The organism is Sporosarcina sp. FSL K6-3457, from assembly GCF_038007285.1.
GTDB lineage: Bacteria > Bacillota > Bacilli > Bacillales_A > Planococcaceae > Sporosarcina.
This window is the reverse complement of record NZ_JBBOWX010000001.1, coordinates 4,262,261-4,284,595: the sequence shown is the minus strand read 5'-3', so window position 1 is coordinate 4,284,595 and position 22,335 is coordinate 4,262,261. Positions and strand designations below refer to the sequence as shown.

Genomic DNA, 22,335 nt, shown 5'->3' with positions numbered 1-22,335 from the left:
TCTGCGTTTATTTCTTTTTTTATATTTAAAAAAGAACTTAAAGGCACTTTAATGATGCTTATTCCTGGAGCTAACGTTGAATTATTTGCATTTCCTATTGCTCATGCCATGTGGGGAATAGAAGGTATAACATATTTTAGGATTTTTAAATTTCCGATACAGTTTAGGGCTACTTTTTGGTTTAGCATTATACTTCTTCCTTCCTTTCAATCAATCAAATGTTTCGATATACATTCTTAATCGGCCTATTACTACCCGTTGGAATGTCAGCTTTAGTATTTGGAATTGAATTGAATATAGCACTACTCATTTAATTGCCACGATCGCAAATATTACAATTTTTATTAGTATTGTCCTATTATATGTTTTTGCTACCTTTATACTTTCAATTACATATATTGGTTTCAGGTACGGAATAATGCAGGATGACAGAGAATCATGGTATAAATAATTAATCTAAACGCATGGAGCCCCCATGGACTTCAAGTGGGTTCCATGAAGTATTAAAAACATCATTTTTGGTGTCACCCAAACAATCGTGAAAGTTTGAACAAACGCGTTGTTTGAGTGACTGTGGCATCTTTAATCCAGTGTTTTTTTTTTGCCTATTTTAATTACTCGCTTTATTTCCCATGGAAATAGATAACCTATTCCACATATTGATCTGATTGATAATCATAACTAAATCTACATAGTTTTTTTCAGTATAATGTTCCCTCGCTCGATGATACAGCTCGTCATTCACTCCTCTTTCTGAAATTAATGTCATGTTTTCCGCCAACTCTAACGCTACTTTTTCTTTTTCACTATATCTATTCGATTCTTTCCAAGTACTTAAATGGTCAATCTGTTCATCTGTAACTTTTAATTTTTTCGCTTCTTTTGTATGCATATTCAAACAGTATGAACAACCATTAATTTGAGACACTCTTATTTTCACGAGCTCTCTCAGTTTTCTATCAATCGATGTTTTCTTTACATACTTCTCTAGTTCTAAAATTTTCTCTAAAGCTTCTGGTGCTACTTTGAAATAATTTATTCTGTTTTTCATATTTATAAAGCCTGCCGCTTTTACAATCCCTTTGTTAACAAGTTTAGCCACTTCAATCCCTCCTTTTTTATCCACTGTTATATAAAGGTAAACTCAAAAATACTAAACAATCCTTTTTCCAATAAAATGGCCAACCAAAACTACGGGAATTATAAGGAGTCCAATAGGGATGCTTAGTAAGATGAGGTTCCAATCAATCAAACCTTCATTAAGCAACCTATAAAATAAATAGACTGAGTAGGGTAATACGATAAAAATTGCTGTGATGACTCCTGGAGTAATCATCTTAATAGATAGGGACTGCCCAACATGCGTAAACACATGCAGAAAAAGGATGCTGTTAACACCAATAAAGATAAGAAACTGATGATATTCTGCTGCCAAAAAGGTAATAGGGATAAATAAAATGAATTCTATTCCTACGGCTACGGCAAATTGAGAAGATGTAATACTAGTCATCGACTTAAGCATTGGTTGAACAGTACTTGGAACCATGTGAGAAACCTTTGTATAATTTTTCTTAAACCAAGGTTCGATCCAAATAATTTCTTCAAGATCATGTATCATAAACACGGCCAAAAATAACCAAGATAACGATTCAATGCTGATATGTGCGTCTAACCAGTTTAAAAACATAAAACATCTCCCATTCTTTAGATTAGGATAATTTCTACTCTGACTGCAACACGTGTTGCACTTTAAGTGCTATCGTATACTAGAGTTAAATAATTTTCAATACGATCTCAATAAGTCCTACAAACACCTAGGGTATGTTGTACTTAGAATAGGAGAAGATAAAATGATATATTCAACGAATAATCCCGTCGCCATACAATCACAAAAATGGTTAGTAACTGCTTTGTTAGATTTAATGAAAGAAAAACCATATAACAAAATCACGATAAAAGAAATCGCTGAAAAAGCCGATTTAGATAGAAGCACATTTTATCGGAATTTTAATTCAAAGGAAGCCGTCTTGAATTGTTATCTCGACTTGTTGACACAGGAATATATAAAGCGAATTGCAGAAACAGATGAAGTTGATATGCGTAAAGTTTCAAAGATCTTTTTGGGATTTTGGCATGAAAATTTAGACTTCGTTTGTTCTCTTAGAAAAAATGGATTATCTAATTTTCTATTGGAAGCTTTTAATATGCGTTTACCTTATATTCATACATTAATTCAAGACAAATTCGCTTATACAATAAGTGAAGAGAATCTTGAGTTTGCTTTAGCCTTCAATGCAGGCGGAATGTGGAATCTCCTGATGAAATGGATTGATACAGGATTTGTACAATCTTATACCGACCTAGTTAGTGCTTTTGAAGAAATAAGTTATTTTAATTTCAAGAACTAAGCAAGCAGGGTGATGAACCTAAGCGTGTTTCTCGTGTTCAAAGACATGTAGCAGTGGATAATTTATCCATACATCTATACTAACCAAACGGTATTTAGGTATAGAAGAAACTATTATTATTGTTTAGGAAAAGAGGTTGCAAATACGATAGGTACAAGGATGACACAGTTTCTATCGTTCTATTTATGAAGATGAAAGCATTCCTTTCTAGTAAATAAAAAGTAAGCGTGATTAGATAAATCTAGGAGGAGATATTTAGTGGAAATTGGGCAGGAAATAAAAAAAAGAAGAACAGAATTGAATATTACTCAAGAAGAACTTGCTAAACGATTAAATGTAACAAGAGCAGCAATTTCAAATTTCAAATTGGGAAGTGGGAAGAAATTATCCCGATATTCAACTTCTAGTGAAACTTTCTGATGAATTAAATATCTCTTTAGATCAGCTACTGAGAGGAGATGAAAAAATGGTTTCATCTATGGACAAGAAAATTAAAAAGGGTAATTTTGTCGAAAAATATTATATCGTTTTTTTGACGATTGTTAGTATGACATTAGTTGGCTACTTCTCATTCGACAACTGGGCTTCAACTATTATTTTTGGATTAGTAAGTGGAGGAATATTTGGAGTAGTCATTGATTCAATTGGAAAAGAAAAAACTAAATGAAATTGGTAGTTCTCTATTCTTAGTAGTGGAGAAAGGGCAGACGTTTATAAATGTCTGTCCTTATTAGTTTATTTATCATTATTCATTAGGTATCTTAACCGAATACTACCTACTGGTGGTAACCTGAAATATTGGACAAGATAAAATACATTTAAAAAAGAAACAGAAAACAGTATTCTAGAGTTGTCATTCTCTTTATATTCCTTCATCATAAATCGGTAATTCAATCGTTATGATAAATATATTCTTATCTATAGAAGCTTTCATGTCACCTTTCATTAAATAGACTAGATTCTTTGATATACTCAGCCCAATCCCTAGATGTCCTTTTGGATTTCCATCTCTATATTCGCCAGAATAATATCTATCAAATAGTTTAGGTAACTCCTCTGGTTTCAAGTGATGTCCATCATTTGTAACCGAAATGTAAATCGTGTGATGATGATTCCAGCCTTTCATTTCAAATGTATTCATTGCATACCTGGTAGCATTATTGACTAAATTACTAATCACCCTTTGCATATGGTCTTTATCCACTTTAATTCGACAATCATTCTCTAGTTCATTGATTAAAACACAAGGTATTCCTTGTAAAGCTACATCCATCCCACATGTTTCGTATAATTCTTCTAGAAGGTCCTTTGCATGGATTACTTCACCCTTTGTAAATAGCTGATCTTCTTCGGATTCATTGAATACCTTTAATTGCCCAATCAAAGTATCCAGTTCTTTCACTTTTTTATCAATAACATTTAGGTATTTTTGAAATTCTTCTTCGTCAACAGCCATCCCATCTCCCAGCCCCTCAACATGTCCACTGATAGAGGCTAAAGGTGTCTTTAAATCATGGGTAATGTTCGTGATAAACTGTTTGCGTTTTTGTTCAAAGGTCATTTGTTCCGTCTTATTTTCCTTTAAACTCAATCGCATTTTTTCAAAATGAGCAGCAAATCTACCAATTTCATCATTCCGATCATAATCAATGGCGCAATCAAGGTTTCCTAAAAGAATTTCGTTCGATACTTGTGTTAATTTCTCTAAAGGCTTAACCACTCTTATTTTTATAAAACGAGTTAGGGCCATTGTTATAAGAATATAAGGAATAGCAAAAAAGAGACTAAGGGAAATAATGAAAACAAATTGTTCCCTTGACGAACTAAATCCGGTCAGTAATAGCCCCAGCAAAGGCACAATAATGAGCAGGATGAGAATAGATTTTAATGTCGATAGTAAGTCCCGTTTCATAGTAAATCACCGTTAAACCGATAACCTACACTACGAACAGTGACGATGCAATTAACCAAGGCTAGTTTATCTCTAATTTTTTGAATATGGATAACCACAGTATTTAAGTCCCCATATTCATCAAATCCCCATACTTGATCATACAGATGCTGTTTGGAAAAAACTTGATTTGGATGTGACAACATGAATGAAAGGACGTCAAACTCTTTTGCGGTAAACTGAATTTCAACTTCGGATTTTTTGACTACTCTGGATAGCTTATTCACTTCTACATCGCAAAATCTAAAAATGGACTTTTCCTCAGTTTGTAAGTTCGTAAATGCCGTTGCTCTTCTTAGTTGGGCTTTCACCCTTGCTACAAGTTCCTTTATAGAAAACGGCTTCACCACGTAATCATCCGCGCCTAATCCTAACCCTAAGATACGATCTAGTTCTGTTTCCTTTGCACTGATAATAATTACAGGCAGTGTAGACTGTAGCCGAATATTCCTCAAAATTTCTAGCCCATCAATTCCTGGCAACATCAAATCCAGCAAAATAATATCAGGTTGTAGTTTATTAAAAATGTTTAATGCATCATTCCCTGAATTACAGATAGTCACTTCAAAACTATCCTTTTTGAGATAGTCTCTAATGATATCTGCTAGTTCAGTCTCATCTTCTATTATTAAGACCTTCTTATTCACTGTCGGCCCTCCTCTGGTGTAGATTATCCCGCTTCATTATATATAGAACGATAGATTATAACTAGTTTTTTTATAAGAGTACGAGTTTCCGTCTCCTGCACTCATCATATCTTAACTATCTCGTCGTAGAAGAGAAATACAATAAGGAATCATGCATAATAACGCCCAGCCTAAAAGTGTGAAGAAAGCGATCCCTAGCGGAAGTTCGGTCACTTCATAGGCAGGGGTTCCTAGCAGGCTCCTGCTTGCCTGATCGGGCAAGAAACGAAGGCCTTCTGGCCATTGTAGAATACCGGTACCGACGAAAATTGGTATCATTATTAAAATTGCCAATGGTGCAATCGTACTGCGCAATAAACCAGCTAATCCAAAGGCGATTAAAGACATCAACAGGTAAACAGTGATCCACCGACTGAGGTCTACAATGATATCTCCGACACTAAGTCCATCTGAAAAACCAATAATTAAACGTGGAGGAACGAGTATGACAATAATGGCTGAGAGTACGACAATAGTCGTTGCTATGAACTTGCCTATCGTAAGCGTTTGACGATTCGGAATGGCTAGGAGAGTCATACGAAACTGCCCATCTTGATACTCACTACTTGCCGCGTTGATGGGCAGAATGAGGAAAGCATAGATGGGAGCAAACATGACGACCCCGAAATCAGAAATCGTTGCTGGATCTTGATTGAAATCGGTATAGAATGAGACTCCAATGGCGTCAATGATTGCAACACCAAAGTTGACGATCATCGTAATTGCAAGAGCAACCATGACTATCGGGTGTGTGATGATTTTGGTCACCTCTGCGGTGATAACATCCTGGATACGGATTTCTTGGTGTTGTGTACTTGCATTCATCGTGCATCCCTCCGCTGAACAGTGATCATAGAGACAATGAACGCTAACAAAACCCATCCAATTAGTACCAATGCTCCGATTTCAGGACTTGAGCTGAATGGTGCTGCTTGAATACCAGTGTCATTTTGCAATAGTAAGTTCCGCGCAGCGCTGATTGGTGTCAATGCGTCTAAATCTGGTATAAATGAAGCGATTACTTGAGTTAAGGTCACACCAATAAATCCTCCCATCACTACAATGCCAAATAGAGTGCGTCGTGTAATAAGAGTGATTCCGAAAGTTATCAAGGTAATTGCAACGATGAACAGCACTCCACCTACCATCTGAGTCAGTGCTTCCGATCTCCATATGAGATCAGGCTGCCAGTCCTTCACAGCAAGATAGGTTGAAAAGATTGTCATGATTATAAAAGTAAATCCAGTTATAAGAGCATAAAGTGCAGTCGCAATGGTTTTTCCTATGACAAGTCGAGTTCGAGAAGGTACAGCTAGAACGCTTAGACCGAGTTGACCAGTGCGAAACTCAGCACCGGCAATCACCGCACCAAGCAAGGGAAAGAATATGCCTGGATTAAAGATGACGGCACCCATTGTAGCAAATTGATCAAGTTCAGCATCAACTGGTCTTCCATACCACCAGTGCATACCGTTGGCGTCTAAAGTTTCCAATACTTCTTTGGTTACAGCCATTCCTTGGTACTGAAAGAGTAAACTAAGGGCAAGAAGAATTACTGTGACTATCCATACACTTGGTAAAGTCACTATTTTTGTTAGTTCAGAACGGATAATAGCGAACATATCAGTCACCAACTCTCACCTCTTTTTATACCTGTCAATGCAAAGAATGCTTCCTCTAGAGAAGAGTGTCCTGCAGTTACCTCATCCAAAGTACCATTGGCGATGATTTTTCCTTTGTTGATAATGACGATATCATCAACAATCTTGGCTGTCTCATCCATGAGGTGACTTGATAACAGAACAGTATTTCCATCTTCTGCGTATTTACGTAGAAGACTTCTGACTGTTCTTATACCTTCAGGATCTAGTCCGTTGACCGGCTCATCCAATACGAGGATACGTGGTTCACCAAGCAGGGCTACCGCCAATCCTAAACGTTGCTTCATTCCCAAAGAGTATTTACGCACCCGCACTTTTGCCGCCTTAGCGAGTCCTACTGTTTCTAATACTTCATCTATACGCTGTTTCGGAATTCGGTTGGACTCGGCAATCCAGCGGAGATGATCAATCCCACGACGTTCTGGAACAGCAGAAGCACCATCTAGCATGGCTCCGACCGTCCGCAGAGGCTGGGTATGTTCGACGAACGGTTTTCCCTCAATGAGAGCTGTTCCGCTAGTAGGATGATCAAGGCCAAGTAAAATGCGTAGCGTACTAGATTTACCCGCACCATTAGGCCCTAAAAAGCCAGTTACCCGGCCTGCTTTTGCAGTGAAAGACACATTTTCAACGGCTGTCTTCGTACCGTATCGTTTCGTTACGTTATTAACTACGATGGTTTCTGTTCCTGTACTGATCTTTTTTGAAAGCATGTTCTGCACTCCCTCTTTGATTCTAATACTTCTGTTATTTTTCTCTTAATAACTTTTGATATTTATAATCATACAAGAGAGAGTTATTGTGTTCGTAATGACTAGATAGTAATCTCATAAAACTTTGATAAAGTTTTGATAAAGTCATTAGTATTCCTTTATTCTTTTTATAATCATTAATCAATAACAATGACCTTTATCTATGTCCCATGTCTTGGTTGACAATTTAATTAATGGTGAAGCAAGCCGTGTTACATGAGTATAGTTTCATGAAATAATACTCCGGATGTTTACAATCATGCTAATATTGAATGCGATAAAAGCATTGAGGGTGATGAGTATGTAATACCGGGAACTGCTTGATTCATTAATCGAGCAGCATGAAGGGCTTATTTTGACAAAAGATGTGAAAGAGGAAGGAGTTTCTTGGGAGTGGTACCAGTCACCGTTCTTATGTTTACTGAAGATTCTTTGCAGCGATACGAAGCATTTGATCACTTTAGAATATAAGCGCAAAAGAGCGCCCTTTTAATAAGAGAGGGTGCTCTTTGACATGCCAATTAGCTTAATTATTAACTGCTTCACTTACAATTAGATTTCCTCTTCAAAGGATAAGTTTAATGGCTCATCCAATAATTCCGATTGCTTCTCTAAATTAGTTGTTTCCACATTTTCATCAACTTCTTCAAAGGTAAACTGATCCGCCCACACATGACCTTGTCCTGACAAAATAATTCCGAATGCTATAATCGAACTATCTGAGGGGACATCCAAAACGATGGAGTAGCGGTTCCAGTTTGTATTCCCTTTTATGGAACGATTGCTCATATTATCGAACTGTAATACATCGCCATAAGCATTATCAACTCTCATCCACATGCTACTAAACGACTGAACATCTTTGGTCTTTAAAAAACAAGAAAGTCTAATTCTCTTTCCCTTAAACCTATCCGCTTTAAATTGCTGCATCATTGTAGAGAAACTTGAATCATCAAGTACCGTTTTAGACTTTAAATAGCCTGATGCTTTTCCTTGATGAACAATTTCACGATCAATACCCATTTCATAATTAAATTGATCTGTTCCGCTTAAAAACCAGCCTTTTACTTGCTGATCCATATAAGATTCCTCCTTGTTTTTTAGCATACTGGACATCAGTTTACGATATTGTCCGGGCGGCAAATGATAATACTTTTTGAAGGTTCTTGTAAAAGCCTCCTGAGACTCAAAATGATAATATAATGCAATATCCAAAATTCGTTCGTTTGTATAGAGTAAAGCCACCGAAGCATTTGCCAAACGTCTCACCCGGATATACTCGGTTATAGACATCCCAATCAATGAACGAAAAATTCGATGGAAATGAAATTTAGAAAATCCTGCTTGCTCCGCTATATCATCAATCATTAACGATTCATGCAATCGTTCTTCAATATAATTGATTGTTTTTTTATAACACCTTCATAATGCAAATAATGTTCCCTCCTTTCATTAACAGAATAGCAAAAGAAATGGAGTGTTTTTTGATTATTTTTGCGGATGTTTACATTTTAAAATATTTAACATGAAAAATCAGTACCAGGCACCCATTGAACTATTTGGGTGACTACTGTTTATTTTGACATTCTTTGAATGAGAAGCTAAGATAAGAATTAGATAAATGTTAGTTATTAGTAACATTCATTTGCTCTGAAAAATGGAGGTGGAAGTCTTGCCGTCTGCTTTGAAAAAAATGTATACAAACGAATTGTGATAGTTTACCCCAATTAGGTACACGATCAGCTATTGAAAAAGAGAAGTAAAATCATTTACTAAAATGTGAGGTGCACTAATGCAAGACAAAAAGTTAAGCACAGCAGATCGTATTCTTCAATCAGCTCTTCAATTGATGAAGGACAAGGGATTTAATTTAGTGACGATAAAAGAAATTGCGGAGGCATCAAATGTGAGTGAAATGACAGTATTTCGCCACTTTGATACTAAGAAAGGGGTCTTGGAAGCTGCAATCGAAAAAAATACAGTTATTCCTAATTTAAAACAAACCTTTGATAAAAATATTGTATGGGATTTAGAACAAGATCTGCGATTGATCGCTAATTTATATCTTGATTTGATGGAAAGTAATGATGCTATTTGTTTAATTGCTATTCAAGAGCGATTTACAATGCCAGAACTTATTGATTTAGTTTCTGATCATACAGAGCAGTTAAAGATTTTTATTGCAGAGTATTTTACCAAGATGCAAGTGAAGAGCAAGATTATTACATTAGATTCCTATATACAAGCATCTACTTTTTTAGCTATGTTATTTAGTTTTTTTATTTCCACAGCTTTATGGGATAAAAAATTTATTAATATAACGAAGGAAGACTTCATTACAAATAGTGTTAAAACATTTTGTTACGGTATTAAAAAGTAAAGGTGTTAAAGGTTGGCTCATTTAAATAATCGAATTCACTATTCAAGGATAGGTTTCCTTTCGTTCCATTGTAATATGTCAGCATTCATATTCCAGGAATGGGGGCAGTACATCCAGTCATAGCATTGGTTCTATTTTGGTTAGTACTTACGGTAAAAAGGCGAGAAAAATGGAAGATGACAACATGAGACTAGTTATTATATAAGAAGCCATTTAAGTAGTGAAATGCGATAAATGTAGTATACGTTAAACTTTATACTAAATGTTAGTTATTACTAACTAACTAGAATGGGGTGTGGGAAATGAAACTAATTGTATTTGGAGCTACAGGTAACACAGGTATTCAATTAGTGAAAGAATTACTTCACGATGGGCATGAGGTAACAGCTATCGTGCGTCAACCTGATAAATTAGATCTATCAGATGTATGTGGTAAAAATCTGGAAATAAAAAAGGGAGATGTTTTAAATCCTTCTACCTTACAAAAAGCGATGGTTGGAAAAGATGCAGTACTTTCAGTGCTTGGCGTTAATCATCGCAAACCGACAACTGTCTATTCGGAAGGTATCGAAAATATAATGAATGAAATGCAAAATTGTGGAGTTAAGCGACTTATTTGCCTATCAGCCGAAACCCTTAAGCTGAAGCAAGAGACTTCATTTATAGATAGAATTCTTATAACAGTTTTATGGAAGATGTTTTTCAACCTATATGATGACATGAAGCGGATGGAACAGAAGGTTTATCAATCTGAACTTGATTGGACAATTGTTCGTCCTCCAAGATTAACAAATGGTTTACAAACAAGGAAGTACAGAATCGCCATTAATCAATCCGTACATAAAGGGAAGGGGTATATATCACGTGCCGATCTAGCTGAATGTATGGCTTCTCAATTGAACAATCCAGACTCTTTCAATAGTATCGTTTATATTTCTAGTTAATTAATCGGAAAAAGTAAGTGTTAACAAAAGTCGATTTATTCCATGCATTTGTGGGATTAGTTGACTTTTTTATTTTCAGTTCAAAAAATGATACTTGTATAAAAGTTGACGATTGTTGCTAAAGCATCACACACTGAATGATTCTGCACGGTTCTAATTGCTTATAATAATACCGCACTTAACACGAAAGGAAATTATTCATCTATTCCCTTTCGTGTTTTTCTATTTACATAGATAGAGCTTACTGTTTCTTTTGGGCCTTTTGTTGATGCCGGGTAACTTTACTTCTATTACCACATATGTTCATTGAGCACCATTTTCGCCTGCCATGTGTGTCAATAAATAATAAAACGCAGTCTGGATTAGCACATCGGCGTATATTGCTTACTTGATTAGAAGTGATAAGTTTTAATGCATCTAATGCAATGAGTGAAGTGAGCGCATTTTCTGGTTTCCCGATTGGAGTGGGCATCAACGTATTCTTTTTTAATTGATAAGCAAAGGGCGCTTTTTTTATTTGTGATTCTAAATGAGTAATCCAATCAGTCGAAAGTTCCTTCCCATCTGCCATTTTTTCATAGCCCTCTCGAAGGAATGCGCGCATTTCACGTAAAAGTGGTAATGCATCATCCGCCCACTGTTCTATATCTTCACCAAATTGTTCCTTAAATATAATGTCGTCCCTCGTTAGCGTGTAAAACCATGCTAAGACATGCGCTGTCTTTGTTAATAAATCATGTCGGGTTCCATGCCGAACAACCTCAGTGTTAACCAAATCTATTGAAATATTGCCTGATATGAGTGGAAATTTTATTTCAGTTGTCATGTGAATCACCTTCTTTTCTATTTAACCTATTATAACACGTTTGACAGGTTAGTGTTAATGAGGTATGTTATTAACTATTAAATAGTTGTTTTAGGGGTTAATTAAAGGAGGCGTATTTTATGTTGAAGACTTTTTCAGGTCCCCAAATAGTGATGGTCACTTTTTTAACGTTAATGGGTGCATTTGGATTGAACTTAACGGCGGGACAATTTTTTGCACCTTTAAATGAAGCCTATGGATGGGATTTAACCATTCTGAGCTTAGCAGTATCTTTAAACATGATTACTTGGGGGATTTTCCAACCGGTTATGGGAAAAATGATTGATCGGTTTGGTCCGAAAGCTGTAATTGCAAGTAGTGCTGCTTTAATGGGGGGCGCATTTATTCTTTCAGCTACAATAACGCAACTATGGCAATTTTTTCTTTACTATGGCGTACTAACTGCCATTGGTTTTGCAGGCTGTGGTTCGATGGCGAATTCTGTACTCGTATCCAGGTGGTATGTGAAAAAACGGGCTAAAATGCTTTCTAGAAGCTCCATGGGGATGAATATCGGCCAACTGATATTGCTGCCACTAACAGGTGCTTTAATTGCTAGCTTCAGTTTTCGAACTGCATTTGTAGCTCTGGGGTTAATCATGCTCGTTATTGTGGTTCCCTTTGTGTTACTTGTCGTAAAGAATAATCCGGCAGATATTGATCAAATGCCAGATGGGGATTCTGTGTCTTCGTTTGTAGCAGGAAAAAGTGTCTCATTGTCCGAAGCTTTAAAAAGTCGTGAGTTTTGGATTGCTACACTAGGGTTTGCTACATGTGGCTTTACTTTATATTTGGTAACTATGCACCTTCCAAATTTTGCAGTCGATGTAGGAGGAGGAAAATCGCTAGGTGGCCAATTGTTGGGCATTGCGGCTTTGGGAAGTGCAGTTTCAATGTGGATTACTGGGCAATTAACACATGTAATGGGAAAAAAGAATTTACTTATTATTTTGTACGTGGTTAGGTTACTTGCTTTTATATGGCTTGCTGTCTCTCCGGGTATTTGGCAGCTATATGTGTTTGCTGTCGTGTATGGGATTTCTTCGATGCCAATTATTCCACTTGTAACGGGAATCATTGGTGATAAGTTTGGAAAAAACGCAATGGGAAGCATTCTTGGATTTAGTTGGTTCATCCATCAGGTGTTTGCAGCGTTAGGTGTATTTCTTGGTGGCTACCTTCGAACAATGACCGGCAACTACACACTAGCCTTCTGGTTGGGAGCAGTTTTATTAGGATTTGGGGTAGTTCTTACAGTATTAATGAAGGAGCAAACTGTAGCCATCAATAGCAGAACAGCGCTGCAATAATATTCTTCACTGATATTTCAAATTTATATAAATAGGAAGGTTGTGCTATTAATGAGTCATTATCTATTTCAGCAGTTAAAATTTGTACGTAAGAATACGATTGATTACGTAAGAGGTGTGCATGAAAAACAATGGGCTGTTGTACCGGCAGGATTAAATAACAATATCATGTGGAATGTAGGTCATATATACATGGTAACTGAAAAGTTCGCATTCCAACTTGCTGGTGAAAAAATGAATGTACCTGAAAATTTCCCTGAACTTTTTAATTCAGGTACATTCCCAAAAGAATGGTCCATCGACACCCCGACGAAAGAAGAATTAATCACTTTATTAACTGAACAAAGTGTAAAAGTTGAATCATTATTAGTAGAGAGAATCGAGGATCCTATTAAAGAAATGTATAACACCTCTACTGGACTACAAATAAGCCATGTTGCTGAATGTTTAAGCTTTTGTCTGTATCACGAAGGCATGCATTTTGGTTTGATAAAGGGCATCAATCAGTTATTAAAATGATTGAGTCAGAGCTTGCTGCCTCTTCTTGCGTGGATTTATTTCCACACTTCGCAAACAAAATCGTGATATCCTTTCCTCACTCGTTTCTGTTGTCGGTGGAGAATTCTCCTGCATATAGGATTTGAGTAGATTGAACAACTGATTCCACCAAATCTCCAGCGAAGGTATCCCCTAGCGTCAAGCGTTGCAGGAGATTTTCTTTATGCCAACACATACCTAAGTAGTTACATTCCACTATTGATAATCAAAGCCATCCGCTAACTTAAAAGCGAGATGGCTTTTTCAAATGGAGGACAAATAATGATTGCTTCAATTTCATTTACGCCTTTATACAGTCTAAACACGGTAGGTTAAAATATCAGACAACAAATTAATTTGACGTAATTAAGTTTCTGTTATATAGTAACTTACGTAAAGTAACTAACAAAAGGAGAGAAAAGAAAATGAATAGAAATAATGTGGGTGCAGTTGTTTTGCGTGTGATTCTAGGTGTTACCTTTTTCATTCATGGATTATCCAAGTTTCAAGGGGGCTTGGGTAACACAGCTGCTTTTTTTGAAAGTCTTGGAATTCCAGGGTTTTCAGCTTATGTCGTTGCGGTTATAGAGTTAATCGGTGGTGTTATGTTGATACTTGGTATTGGAACACGAATTGTTTCTGTATTGTTTGCGGTTATTATGCTGGGGGCAATCTTTACAGTAAAATTCTCTGCTGGATTTCTTGGCGATGGTCAAATGACGGGGTATGAATTGGAATTGGCACTACTCGCGATGGCCATTTTCCTTGCGATTGTAAACAGTGCAGCTTTCTCGTTAGGTAACAAAATTTTTCGTTCAGAGGACAGAATTTAAAAATAGAGGTAATAAGTTAAAGGTGTTCTTTGATTATATCTATTAGATATAGAAGCGAGGAAGTAGTATGAAAATGAAATCTAAGCGAGGATTAGGATGGAAGTATCTATTAGTTCAAATCGTGACTATTTCGCTATTCGGTATTTCAGCATTTATAGTTGGACAAGGTCTTGGACTTGTTAAACAAAATATTGAGCAACAGGACATTATTCAATCTAATGTGCTGGAGGTTTCCGAATTACTCTCTCTTTATAAAAGTAAGGAAATTATCCTGAATGATTATATACGTAGCAAGGACGAAAAATATATGGAGCGTTATCATGAGGTTTCCGATCAATTTGGCATACGAGCACATACCGTAATATCTACTCTCAGTACAAGTGAACAGAAGCAAGCGCTTGCTCGTATTCTAGAAGAGGATGCAAAGAATACTACGGTTATCATGGAAGCAATTATCCCTTCCATTCGAGAATCAAATATGGATCAGCAACAAATGGACACCACTGTAATCGCTCGAGATGAAGTAATCGCCACATTGAGTAGTCTTTTGGAAACCGAGAAAGAAAGTAGAGGAAATTGGTTGGAGGAAACTTATAGCCAATTGAAAGGTAACACGATCATTTTGATTTTTTCAATCGTTATCTCCTCAATTGTAGGCCTAACACTTGTGCTAATAGTAAGTCGAAACATGCAGCAAAGTCTCAATCAAGTTGTTCAAATGGCCGATCAAATTGCGAATAAAAATTTACAGATCGAAGACATGGAGTACTTTGAAGATGATGAAATTGGTCAAATAAGCAAGTCGATGAATCGAATGAAATGGACACTTCGGCAAATGATGGAGCAGATGACGAACACTTCCACGATTGTTGCGGGCGAAAGTAAAAAACTAATGAACTATACGAGCTTTGTAGGTGACGAGAGCAGAGAGATGTCCATAACTATGCAACAATCGGGTAGTCGTTCGAAAGCTCAAGCCAGATCATCATCTGAGTTAGTTGAGAGAATGAACCATTTTTCAAAGCAAATTGTCGCAATCGTATATGAGAAGGAACAGTCAAGTACACATTCTAAGAAAATGCTCTCCTTAACGGGAGAAGGCAGTATGTATATGGAGTCTTCTATTACACAAATGTCTGTTATTGAAGAAAGCATCAACGAATCCTTGACCTTAGTCAAAGGTTTAGACGTGAAGACTGAACAAATTTCCATGATTGTTAAAGTCATAAAAGATATTGCTGACCAAACAAATTTATTGGCACTAAACGCATCAATTGAAGCTGCAAGAGCTGGAGAAAACGGTCGAAGTTTTTCAGTGGTAGCTAGCGAAGTGCGGAAGTTGTCGGAGCAAGTCCATGCTTCGATTGGCCATATTACAACGATTGTTGAAGATATTCAAAGCGAATCGAAAAACGCTGTATTTTCTTTGGACAAGGGATACGGTATTGTCACGGATGGTCAACGATTGATGACAACAACTAATGAAACATTCGTTCAGCTAAATGCAGAAATTGATCAAATTGGAATGCAGATAGCACGTATGTCATTGTCATTGGATGATGTTATGAGTCAAACGAAAGTGATTCATCAATTTCTTGAAGAAACCACTTCTATTTCGGAGCAATCAGCTAGTGGTATTTCCCAAGTAGCTAGAACTGTGGAACAATTCAATTATTCTATGGAAGAAGTAGAGAAAAGTGTCACCTTCCTCAATCAAGAAGCAGACAAACTAAATATGATGATCAATCAATTTAAGGTATAGGGGGAATTTGGATGACCGTACAATATGCATGGGGTTTGTTGTTGCTACGGCTTGTTCTGGGATTGAGCTTCACAATGCATGGCTATGCTAAATTCGGCAGTGGAATAGAAAACACTGTGATTTGGTTTGATAGCATTGGTCTTCCGGGTCTATTAGCTTATGGCATCGCCTTACTTGAAGTCATGGGGGGTCTCGCATTGATGGCTGGGTTAGCAACAAGATTATTAGCGGCGTTTTATGTTTTTGTTATGCTTGTCGCTATATTCAAAGTGAAACTGGCTGTTGGGTTTATAGGTGGCTATGAGCTTGATCTTACTTTTCTTACTATCTCGCTTGTTTTATTTATAAGCGGAGGTGGATTGTATTCGATTGATCGTGCACTTTTCCCTTCGAGGGGTGTAAAGGCGGCACGGTGAATCTTGACAAGGTCGCCGAAGGTATTGAAATGATGGCGTCGGTTGTTCGACGAGAAACCGCAAAGTGAATGTGCTTAATTCAGCAGTTTAAAAAGTGTGACTACCTATTATTGAGTATTCAATAATAGGTAGTCACACTTTTTTGTTTTTTTGTTGCAAATACAATAAAATTGAACTAAACTTAATGCGCAACCTTTTTGTTGTGTTTGTAACAAAATATAGTCAAAGGAGCTAATTATGAAAGAAATTCTTCGTGAAATAGGAATGATAGCAAGGGCATTAGATTCTATAAGTAATATAGAATTTAAGGAATACAATCTTACAAAAGGGCAATATCTGTACATTGTGCGAATATGTGAAAATCCGGGAATCATTCAAGAAAAGTTAGCTGAGATGATAAAAGTAGATCGAACAACAGCAGCTCGTGCTATAAAAAAACTTGAAATGAATGGCTTTATTGAAAAAAAAGGTGATGAACGTAATAAAAAAATTAAAAAACTCTTTCCAACAGAGAAAGGGAGACATGTTTATCCTATTATCAAAAGAGAAAATGATCATTCGAATAGTGTTGCATTAGCAGGTTTTTCGGAAGGAGAAGTAGAGAGCATTTCCCATCTCCTACAAAGAGTTAGAAAAAATATAGAAGTTGACTGGGAATTTGTGAAAAAGGGAAACAAGAGAGAATACTAACTTTATATAAAAGGGGATCGTTAAAATGACTATAAAAATAAAAAAGTGCAACCGAGAAGATATAGAGATCCTTCAAGAGATAAGTATTGAAACCTTCAACGATACCTTTAAAAATCAGAATTCACCTGAGAACATGAAAAATTATTTAGAAAGAGCATTTAATGCTCAACAGCTGGAAAAAGAATTATCCACTATTTCTTCAGAATTCTTTTTTGTTTATTTTAATGGGGCAGTTGCTGGCTATTTAAAGGTCAATACGAATGAGGCGCAGTCTGAAGAAATGGGTGATGAATCACTTGAAATAGAGCGTATTTACATAAAAAAAGAATATCAAAAACATGGCCTTGGAAAATACCTACTCAATAAAGCTATAGAAATTGCGACGGATTGCAATAAAAAGAAGATTTGGTTAGGTGTATGGGAAAGAAATGAGAACGCGATTGCCTTCTATAAGAAAATGGGGTTTGTTCACACTGACTCACACGCTTTCTATATGGGGGATGAAGAACAAATCGACCTTATCATGACCAAAACACAAAAATAAAATTTCTGAAGGGGGATTACGATGTATATTCCTAAGTATTTTAAGGTAACCGATATGAATGAAATTCAGGACTTTATACAAAAAAACGCTTTTGGTACGCTTGTGACAACAGAGCAAGGAACACCAATTGCTAGCCATTTACCCTTGCAGTTAACTAAGCAAGGCGATGAGTACTATATTACTGGACATATGGCTTATGCGAATCCTCAATGGAAAACGTTTGAGGTTGACAGTGAAAATGTCCTTGTGATATTTTAAGGTTCGCATGCTTACGTCTCATCATCTTGGTATAAAGATGAAAATGTCCCAACATGGAATTATCAGGCTGTCCACGTATATGGAACAGCTAGTATGATGAGTGAACAAGAGCTAGAAGAAGACTTTAGCCTACTATTACAAAAATACGAACAACATCGGGAAAATACGGTATTATGGGAAAACCTTTCATCACAAACGAAAAAACAAATTAAAGGGATTGTTGGATTTAAGATTAAAGTACAAGAAATTCAAGCAGCCGATAAACTGAGTCAAAATCGTAATGAGGAAGACTATCATAACATTGTGAATAAGCTCTATGAAGAAAAGGATTTAAATTCTGAGCAAATGGCGCAATTGATGGAGAGGAAAGCGAACAAGGACAAATAAGTCAACAGCAGCCAGTTTCTCCGTCATAACACCAAGCACGAGCACGCTCTACTGGGGTAACAATTTCTTTCACCCGTTAAAAATATTTAAATAAATAGGAAGGTTGGGTTATTAATGAGTCATTATCTATTCCAGTAGTTCAAATTTGTTCGTCAGGCTACGATTGATTAGGGAAAAGGCGTGGATGAAAATCTATTAACAATTGTGCCAGCGGGATTATGAGTGCGTGGATTGAAATAAACTGTATAAATATGATACAATCAACTTATAATAAGAAAAGCTGAACGTCTGAGAAACGTCCAGCTAATTGCAGTCACATACCGCATGAAGAGCGGTTGACCAAAGTCGTCTTCAAAAAAGATATTTACTCAAAAGAGTAACCCCCATTAGAAAACCTGGCTAAAGGTAATGGGCGGTTACTTCTTTTTGTTGGTAAAGAGTACAATCAATGCAGTAATGGCTGTTGCCATTGTTGCAAATGCTATAAAAGCTTGGAGTAGCATATTAATTGCCTCATAAGATACCATCATATACAAACACCCCCATTCACAAGGGAGTGCCAACCACCCATCCGCTTTATGCAACTGCTGTTCTCATTTTAACATAAATCATGATGTTATTGCCGCTATATTTCTAGCTGATTCTACTGTTTTGAGTCATTCATAGTAAAAAGTTTATCTGTCCATCCTCGCTATATAAGGTGAAAATAGGGCTGGATATAGGAAAGTAGTCGTACCGCATACGATATCAAGTATCACGTGATATGTGTTACGAAATATAGATATAAGGTATTACGCGGTCAAGTTGCGATTAGGACAAGAGAGCCCATCCGACAGTAGGCCTTGTTATGGAAAGCATGTAAGTAAACTGTATCAAAATGATTCACCATGTATCCAAAAGCTTATTTTGGAAGATTAAGCTGCCACGAGACACCGAACTGATCATTTATCCAGCCAAATTTCTGACTAAAACCGTAATCACCTAACGGCATAAGTGCTTGTCCGTCCGTAATAAGCTTCTCATAAAGATGATTGATCTCATTTTCGGAATCACAAGTGATATAGATGGAAAACGAGGGTGTAAAGGAAAATTCATGCTTTAGATTACTGTCAATACACATAAATTCTTGTCCTTTTAAGGAAAAAGTCGCATGCATGACTGTTCCTTCATCCCCTGATTCGTTTGCTCCATAGCGAGAGATAGTCGTAATTTCTGAATCCTCGATGAGTGATGTGTAATAATTCATCGCTTCCTCTGCATTGCCATTTTGAAACATTAAGAATGGAGTAACCTTTTCCATTAAAATCAATCCTTTTCTATGTTTTTTTAGTATTTTAATACTGAGGTTGCTCTCCTGCGACGTTCACTTGGAAAGTAACGCCGAACTTGTCCTTTACTTGCCCATCATACAAGGGGCTCCAATCTGTCTTCTGAAGGGGCATAATGACTTGTCCGCCGTCTTCCAAAGCGGTGAAGATTTCTTTAGCTCTAGCCTCATCTTCGGGATGGATGGCCATCTGAATCGAATTACCCGGCTGATAAGGCATGCCTTCGTACGTGTCACTAAACATAAGATTTGCCTCTCCGACTTGCAAGTGTCCATGCATAACACGACTCTTCATGTCATCCGACAACGAATAATTCGGGTCCTCCGGCATATCTCCGAACGTCATGATACCTATCACTTTCGCACCAAGCGCTTTCTCGTAAAAATGGATCGCTTCTTTCGTGTTACCGTCAAAAATCAAATAAGGATTCAAACTAATCGACATCATTCAACAACTCCTTAGTTCTAATTTATATATAATGCTAAACAATTACTAAATGGCAGTAACCACACAACTATTATTACCATAACTTCACTTTATAAAACAGAACGTACGTTTGCCAGCTTAAGTATAGTTGAATACTAATAATTTTTTACGCTACACGAATATTCTTTTTGAAATAACAAACGATCAGTAGCATAGTGCACCTACTTTATCCCAGAAATAATAGTAGGAATGGCTAATTTGATAAATTCCTCCGGTAGTAGCTGTTTACTATCTCTTTTCCATTCTACAGAAGCTCCGTAAATTCCCCAGCTTAATATGACAGCGGTGATTTTTAGAGCTGCATCCTCTTCGATGTTATGTTGTTTTAATAGCATTTTATAAAAAATGATTTCGAGCTGTTCCCTGATGATACGGGCAATGGTATCTTCGTATCCTCTATGACAGCGATTGGATAATGACTTTTGAAAGTTTGTAATCGCTATGAATATGCTAACTAACGCTTCTTCATTTAGTTCGTTATTTTGATAGTAGTCAAAATCCAAATTAACTAACAAAACTTCCGATAATACCTTTTCCAATAAGTCATATATATCTTCAAAATGATAATAGAATGTGGCACGATTAATCATAGCCTCGGCTGTAATATCCTTAACGGTAATATCCTTAAATTCTTTTTGACTTGAAAGTTCCATAAAAGAATCCATGATTAATTTTCGGGTACGTTGAACTCGAGGATCAGTCTTTGGTTGAGTCATGTTGATCTCCCTCCTACTTTTCAAACAAATTCTTCAATGTGTTGGATAAACGACATTTTCAATGAACTATTGGTGTTGATACTTTTAATTATGGTCTACAATTCAATTGTAAAGCAAATAATCGACTTTCAAAGAAATGAGGGAAAATAAATTGAAGAACAACAATAATATGTTGTGTGATTTAGAAACGGGTGTATGCGGAGTGGCTGGAGAAGAGGAAATGGAAATCATTGATTTCAATCAACCAGAAAAAAATATTAATCTTTATTATGTGACGGACCCTATCTGTTCTCATTGCTGGGCAATTGAACCGACATTCCGTCGCTTTACAGAGCAATACAGTCATTATTTTAACCTTCACACGGTTATGGGTGGTTTGCTGGAGAAATGGCATGATGGACCTATCGATCCTGCGAATGGAATTCATAAACCAGCCGACGTTGCGGGTCACTGGAGAGAAGTTGGAGAGCATTCAAGAATGCCGATTGATGGTAGTTTAATGATTGATAATCCAGTTCAATCCTCTTATCCAGCCTCTCGCGTATTTAAAATAATCCAAAAAAATCATAGTGATGCGACGGCATTTGAATATTTACGTCGTGCAAGAGAAGCACTTTTCGCATTTAATGAAAATATTTCAGAGCAATCTGTTCTGATTAAAATTGTCAATAAAATGGGCCTTGATGGGGAAGCGATTGTAAATGAAGCTGAACAACAACCAATCGGACAACAATTATTGAATGAGGATTTTACTTTAGTTAGAAACTTAGGTGCCAGAGGTTTTCCGACAATTATCATGGTGAATGAAGAAAATAAAGGTGTGAAAATTGTTGGCGGACGCCCGTTTGAATACTATGTTGACGGATTAAAACAAGTTCTAAATTTGGAAGCACTACAACCAAAACAGCAGCCATCCCTTTCTAGCTTGCTTGAAAAAGAAAAAATGTTATTTTCTAAAGAGATTGAAGTTATGTACGACGTTGAACAGTCAGAGGTTCGCTCTTTTATTGAAAAAGAGCTTGCACCAAATAGCTATGAAGCGAAGGAAATTCTAGGGGAATTCTATTTCACCACTACAAAATAAACAAAGGAGAATGACAATGGCTTACGTATTACAAGTGGATTTTAAAATGAATGGACCATTCGGAGATGAAATGGCCGAGGCGTTTACTGATTTGGCAAAAAGTATCAATGAAGAAGAGGGTTTCATGTGGAAAATTTGGACTGAAAGCCCTGAAACAAGTGAAGCCGGCGGAATTTATATTTTCGAAACAAAAGAAACAGCCGAAAAATACCTAGATATGCACACGAAAAGACTAGCTGGCTTTGGAGTTGCAGACGTTAACGCAAAAATCTTTGCCATCAATTCTAAACTGACTGAGATTACTAAAGGACCCATAAAATAATCACAATAAAATCGA

At 36.6% G+C, this 22,335-nt stretch carries 27 protein-coding genes and 2 pseudogenes; 16 read left to right on the top strand and 13 right to left on the bottom strand.

From position 1 onward, the window contains the following. Positions 1-610: 610 nt before the first annotated feature. Together N1I80_RS20810 and N1I80_RS20805 are read right to left on the bottom strand one after the other, a co-directional pair. Entirely contained in the window at positions 611-1,051 is a 441-nt protein-coding gene (locus N1I80_RS20810) for a carboxymuconolactone decarboxylase family protein (protein ID WP_340740111.1), read from the bottom strand. 102 nt (positions 1,052-1,153) lie between these two features. After that, positions 1,154-1,687, bottom strand: coding sequence for an HXXEE domain-containing protein (locus tag N1I80_RS20805; RefSeq protein WP_340739734.1), 534 nt, complete (start codon positions 1,685-1,687; stop codon positions 1,154-1,156). Between the two features lie 163 nt (positions 1,688-1,850). Here N1I80_RS20805 and N1I80_RS20800 point away from each other — a divergent pair, with 163 nt between their 5' ends. The 3 genes from N1I80_RS20800 (at position 1,851) to N1I80_RS20790 (ending at position 3,075) form a co-directional block, all read left to right on the top strand. Then, entirely contained in the window at positions 1,851-2,408 is a 558-nt protein-coding gene (locus tag N1I80_RS20800; protein WP_340739733.1) for a TetR/AcrR family transcriptional regulator, read from the top strand. Positions 2,409-2,666: 258 nt separating this feature from the next. Continuing rightward, the gene (locus tag N1I80_RS20795) at positions 2,667-2,828 is read left to right on the top strand and encodes a helix-turn-helix transcriptional regulator (protein WP_340739732.1); all 162 of its coding nucleotides are present in this window, start codon (positions 2,667-2,669) and stop codon (positions 2,826-2,828) included. A gap of 46 nt (positions 2,829-2,874) precedes the next feature. After that, positions 2,875-3,075: a hypothetical protein gene (locus N1I80_RS20790; RefSeq protein ID WP_340739731.1), complete on the top strand. Its 201-nt coding sequence runs from the start codon at positions 2,875-2,877 to the stop codon at positions 3,073-3,075. Positions 3,076-3,270: 195 nt separating this feature from the next. On the opposite strand, the gene N1I80_RS20785 is transcribed toward N1I80_RS20790, so the two are convergent. The 6 genes from N1I80_RS20785 to N1I80_RS20760 all read right to left on the bottom strand — a co-directional run bounded on the left by N1I80_RS20785 (position 3,271) and on the right by N1I80_RS20760 (position 8,862). Then, positions 3,271-4,320 carry a sensor histidine kinase gene (locus tag N1I80_RS20785; RefSeq protein WP_340739730.1) on the bottom strand — a complete coding sequence of 350 codons (1,050 nt, stop codon included), beginning with the start codon at positions 4,318-4,320 and terminating at the stop codon, positions 3,271-3,273. Then, complete coding sequence (locus tag N1I80_RS20780; RefSeq protein WP_340739729.1) at positions 4,317-5,006, bottom strand: response regulator transcription factor; 690 nt, start codon at positions 5,004-5,006, stop codon at positions 4,317-4,319. Before N1I80_RS20780 ends, N1I80_RS20785 begins: the two co-directional genes overlap by 4 nt. A gap of 111 nt (positions 5,007-5,117) precedes the next feature. Beyond that, positions 5,118-5,813 carry a hypothetical protein gene (locus tag N1I80_RS20775; protein WP_340739728.1) on the bottom strand — a complete coding sequence of 232 codons (696 nt, stop codon included), beginning with the start codon at positions 5,811-5,813 and terminating at the stop codon, positions 5,118-5,120. 53 nt (positions 5,814-5,866) lie between these two features. Then, entirely contained in the window at positions 5,867-6,676 is an 810-nt protein-coding gene (locus N1I80_RS20770; RefSeq protein ID WP_340739727.1) for a hypothetical protein, read from the bottom strand. Next, the gene (locus tag N1I80_RS20765) at positions 6,673-7,419 is read right to left on the bottom strand and encodes an ABC transporter ATP-binding protein (protein ID WP_340739726.1); all 747 of its coding nucleotides are present in this window, start codon (positions 7,417-7,419) and stop codon (positions 6,673-6,675) included. The genes N1I80_RS20770 and N1I80_RS20765 overlap by 4 nt, the downstream gene beginning before the upstream one ends. Positions 7,420-8,010: 591 nt before the next feature. Continuing rightward, complete coding sequence (locus N1I80_RS20760; protein WP_340740110.1) at positions 8,011-8,862, bottom strand: helix-turn-helix domain-containing protein; 852 nt, start codon at positions 8,860-8,862, stop codon at positions 8,011-8,013. 388 nt (positions 8,863-9,250) lie between these two features. Here N1I80_RS20760 and N1I80_RS20755 point away from each other — a divergent pair, with 388 nt between their 5' ends. After that, complete coding sequence (locus N1I80_RS20755) at positions 9,251-9,838, top strand: TetR/AcrR family transcriptional regulator (RefSeq protein ID WP_340739725.1); 588 nt, start codon at positions 9,251-9,253, stop codon at positions 9,836-9,838. A gap of 302 nt (positions 9,839-10,140) precedes the next feature. Beyond that, complete coding sequence (locus tag N1I80_RS20750; RefSeq protein WP_340739724.1) at positions 10,141-10,782, top strand: NAD(P)-dependent oxidoreductase; 642 nt, start codon at positions 10,141-10,143, stop codon at positions 10,780-10,782. Positions 10,783-11,023: 241 nt separating this feature from the next. Here the strand turns inward: N1I80_RS20750 and N1I80_RS20745 are convergent, their stop codons facing one another. Further along, positions 11,024-11,608 (bottom strand): CGNR zinc finger domain-containing protein, encoded by a 585-nt coding sequence (locus N1I80_RS20745; RefSeq protein WP_340739723.1) that lies wholly within the window; start codon positions 11,606-11,608, stop codon positions 11,024-11,026. A gap of 119 nt (positions 11,609-11,727) precedes the next feature. Between N1I80_RS20745 and N1I80_RS20740 the strand changes: the two genes are divergently transcribed. From N1I80_RS20740 to N1I80_RS20705, 8 genes and pseudogenes are all read left to right on the top strand, one after another. Further along, complete coding sequence (locus tag N1I80_RS20740; RefSeq protein ID WP_340739722.1) at positions 11,728-12,957, top strand: MFS transporter; 1,230 nt, start codon at positions 11,728-11,730, stop codon at positions 12,955-12,957. A 51-nt stretch (positions 12,958-13,008) separates the two neighbouring features. Continuing rightward, a complete protein-coding gene (locus N1I80_RS20735) occupies positions 13,009-13,476 on the top strand; it encodes a DinB family protein (protein WP_340739721.1) in 468 nt (155 codons plus the stop codon). Between the two features lie 443 nt (positions 13,477-13,919). After that, the gene (locus N1I80_RS20730; protein ID WP_340739720.1) at positions 13,920-14,327 is read left to right on the top strand and encodes a DoxX family protein; all 408 of its coding nucleotides are present in this window, start codon (positions 13,920-13,922) and stop codon (positions 14,325-14,327) included. Positions 14,328-14,394: 67 nt separating this feature from the next. After that, on the top strand, positions 14,395-16,089 hold the full coding sequence (locus N1I80_RS20725; RefSeq protein ID WP_340739719.1) for a methyl-accepting chemotaxis protein: 1,695 nt from the start codon (positions 14,395-14,397) through the stop codon (positions 16,087-16,089). 11 nt (positions 16,090-16,100) lie between these two features. Beyond that, on the top strand, positions 16,101-16,505 hold the full coding sequence (locus N1I80_RS20720) for a DoxX family protein (RefSeq protein WP_340739718.1): 405 nt from the start codon (positions 16,101-16,103) through the stop codon (positions 16,503-16,505). A 237-nt stretch (positions 16,506-16,742) separates the two neighbouring features. Next, positions 16,743-17,195, top strand: a complete 453-nt coding sequence (locus tag N1I80_RS20715; protein ID WP_340739717.1) for a MarR family winged helix-turn-helix transcriptional regulator — start codon at positions 16,743-16,745, stop codon at positions 17,193-17,195. Between the two features lie 25 nt (positions 17,196-17,220). Continuing rightward, entirely contained in the window at positions 17,221-17,739 is a 519-nt protein-coding gene (locus tag N1I80_RS20710) for a GNAT family N-acetyltransferase (protein WP_340739716.1), read from the top strand. 21 nt (positions 17,740-17,760) lie between these two features. Next, a pseudogene (locus tag N1I80_RS20705) lies at positions 17,761-18,384 on the top strand (FMN-binding negative transcriptional regulator). Between the two features lie 416 nt (positions 18,385-18,800). On the opposite strand, the gene N1I80_RS23400 reads toward N1I80_RS20705, so the two are convergent. Beyond that, positions 18,801-18,914 (bottom strand): putative holin-like toxin, encoded by a 114-nt coding sequence (locus N1I80_RS23400; RefSeq protein ID WP_445683673.1) that lies wholly within the window; start codon positions 18,912-18,914, stop codon positions 18,801-18,803. A gap of 216 nt (positions 18,915-19,130) precedes the next feature. Here N1I80_RS23400 and N1I80_RS20700 point away from each other — a divergent pair. Further along, positions 19,131-19,220, top strand: a pseudogene (locus N1I80_RS20700) (transposase); the annotation flags it as partial. A 65-nt stretch (positions 19,221-19,285) separates the two neighbouring features. Here the strand turns inward: N1I80_RS20700 and N1I80_RS20695 are convergent. The 3 genes from N1I80_RS20695 to N1I80_RS20685 form a co-directional block, all read right to left on the bottom strand. Then, positions 19,286-19,684 (bottom strand): VOC family protein, encoded by a 399-nt coding sequence (locus N1I80_RS20695; RefSeq protein ID WP_340739715.1) that lies wholly within the window; start codon positions 19,682-19,684, stop codon positions 19,286-19,288. 34 nt (positions 19,685-19,718) lie between these two features. Then, a complete protein-coding gene (locus tag N1I80_RS20690; RefSeq protein WP_340740109.1) occupies positions 19,719-20,156 on the bottom strand; it encodes a VOC family protein in 438 nt (145 codons plus the stop codon). Between the two features lie 203 nt (positions 20,157-20,359). Further along, entirely contained in the window at positions 20,360-20,914 is a 555-nt protein-coding gene (locus tag N1I80_RS20685; RefSeq protein WP_340739714.1) for a TetR/AcrR family transcriptional regulator, read from the bottom strand. Between the two features lie 136 nt (positions 20,915-21,050). Between N1I80_RS20685 and N1I80_RS20680 the strand changes: the two genes are divergently transcribed. Both N1I80_RS20680 and N1I80_RS20675 read left to right on the top strand, forming a co-directional pair. Further along, positions 21,051-21,998 carry a DsbA family protein gene (locus N1I80_RS20680; protein ID WP_340739713.1) on the top strand — a complete coding sequence of 316 codons (948 nt, stop codon included), beginning with the start codon at positions 21,051-21,053 and terminating at the stop codon, positions 21,996-21,998. Positions 21,999-22,014: 16 nt separating this feature from the next. Then, positions 22,015-22,320: a monooxygenase gene (locus tag N1I80_RS20675; protein ID WP_340739712.1), complete on the top strand. Its 306-nt coding sequence runs from the start codon at positions 22,015-22,017 to the stop codon at positions 22,318-22,320. The last annotated feature ends 15 nt before the right edge of the window (positions 22,321-22,335 follow it).

What these genes read in the sequence shown, in the direction of transcription:
- N1I80_RS23400 (WP_445683673.1), bottom strand. Translation starts at nt 18,914, where the DNA reads ATGATGGTATCTTATGAGGCAATTAATATGCTACTCCAAGCTTTTATA.
- N1I80_RS20675 (WP_340739712.1), top strand. Translation starts at nt 22,015, where the DNA reads ATGGCTTACGTATTACAAGTGGATTTTAAAATGAATGGACCATTCGGA.
- N1I80_RS20750 (WP_340739724.1), top strand. Translation starts at nt 10,141, where the DNA reads ATGAAACTAATTGTATTTGGAGCTACAGGTAACACAGGTATTCAATTA.
- N1I80_RS20735 (WP_340739721.1), top strand. Translation starts at nt 13,009, where the DNA reads ATGAGTCATTATCTATTTCAGCAGTTAAAATTTGTACGTAAGAATACG.
- N1I80_RS20785 (WP_340739730.1), bottom strand. Translation starts at nt 4,320, where the DNA reads ATGAAACGGGACTTACTATCGACATTAAAATCTATTCTCATCCTGCTC.
- N1I80_RS20790 (WP_340739731.1), top strand. Translation starts at nt 2,875, where the DNA reads ATGGTTTCATCTATGGACAAGAAAATTAAAAAGGGTAATTTTGTCGAA.
- N1I80_RS20805 (WP_340739734.1), bottom strand. Translation starts at nt 1,687, where the DNA reads ATGTTTTTAAACTGGTTAGACGCACATATCAGCATTGAATCGTTATCT.
- N1I80_RS20695 (WP_340739715.1), bottom strand. Translation starts at nt 19,684, where the DNA reads ATGGAAAAGGTTACTCCATTCTTAATGTTTCAAAATGGCAATGCAGAG.
- N1I80_RS20720 (WP_340739718.1), top strand. Translation starts at nt 16,101, where the DNA reads ATGACCGTACAATATGCATGGGGTTTGTTGTTGCTACGGCTTGTTCTG.
- N1I80_RS20690 (WP_340740109.1), bottom strand. Translation starts at nt 20,156, where the DNA reads ATGTCGATTAGTTTGAATCCTTATTTGATTTTTGACGGTAACACGAAA.
- N1I80_RS20725 (WP_340739719.1), top strand. Translation starts at nt 14,395, where the DNA reads ATGAAAATGAAATCTAAGCGAGGATTAGGATGGAAGTATCTATTAGTT.
- N1I80_RS20740 (WP_340739722.1), top strand. Translation starts at nt 11,728, where the DNA reads ATGTTGAAGACTTTTTCAGGTCCCCAAATAGTGATGGTCACTTTTTTA.
- N1I80_RS20710 (WP_340739716.1), top strand. Translation starts at nt 17,221, where the DNA reads ATGACTATAAAAATAAAAAAGTGCAACCGAGAAGATATAGAGATCCTT.
- N1I80_RS20715 (WP_340739717.1), top strand. Translation starts at nt 16,743, where the DNA reads ATGAAAGAAATTCTTCGTGAAATAGGAATGATAGCAAGGGCATTAGAT.
- N1I80_RS20680 (WP_340739713.1), top strand. Translation starts at nt 21,051, where the DNA reads ATGAGGGAAAATAAATTGAAGAACAACAATAATATGTTGTGTGATTTA.
- N1I80_RS20755 (WP_340739725.1), top strand. Translation starts at nt 9,251, where the DNA reads ATGCAAGACAAAAAGTTAAGCACAGCAGATCGTATTCTTCAATCAGCT.
- N1I80_RS20800 (WP_340739733.1), top strand. Translation starts at nt 1,851, where the DNA reads ATGATATATTCAACGAATAATCCCGTCGCCATACAATCACAAAAATGG.
- N1I80_RS20765 (WP_340739726.1), bottom strand. Translation starts at nt 7,419, where the DNA reads ATGCTTTCAAAAAAGATCAGTACAGGAACAGAAACCATCGTAGTTAAT.
- N1I80_RS20685 (WP_340739714.1), bottom strand. Translation starts at nt 20,914, where the DNA reads ATGACTCAACCAAAGACTGATCCTCGAGTTCAACGTACCCGAAAATTA.
- N1I80_RS20810 (WP_340740111.1), bottom strand. Translation starts at nt 1,051, where the DNA reads ATGAAAAACAGAATAAATTATTTCAAAGTAGCACCAGAAGCTTTAGAG.
- N1I80_RS20730 (WP_340739720.1), top strand. Translation starts at nt 13,920, where the DNA reads ATGAATAGAAATAATGTGGGTGCAGTTGTTTTGCGTGTGATTCTAGGT.
- N1I80_RS20745 (WP_340739723.1), bottom strand. Translation starts at nt 11,608, where the DNA reads ATGACAACTGAAATAAAATTTCCACTCATATCAGGCAATATTTCAATA.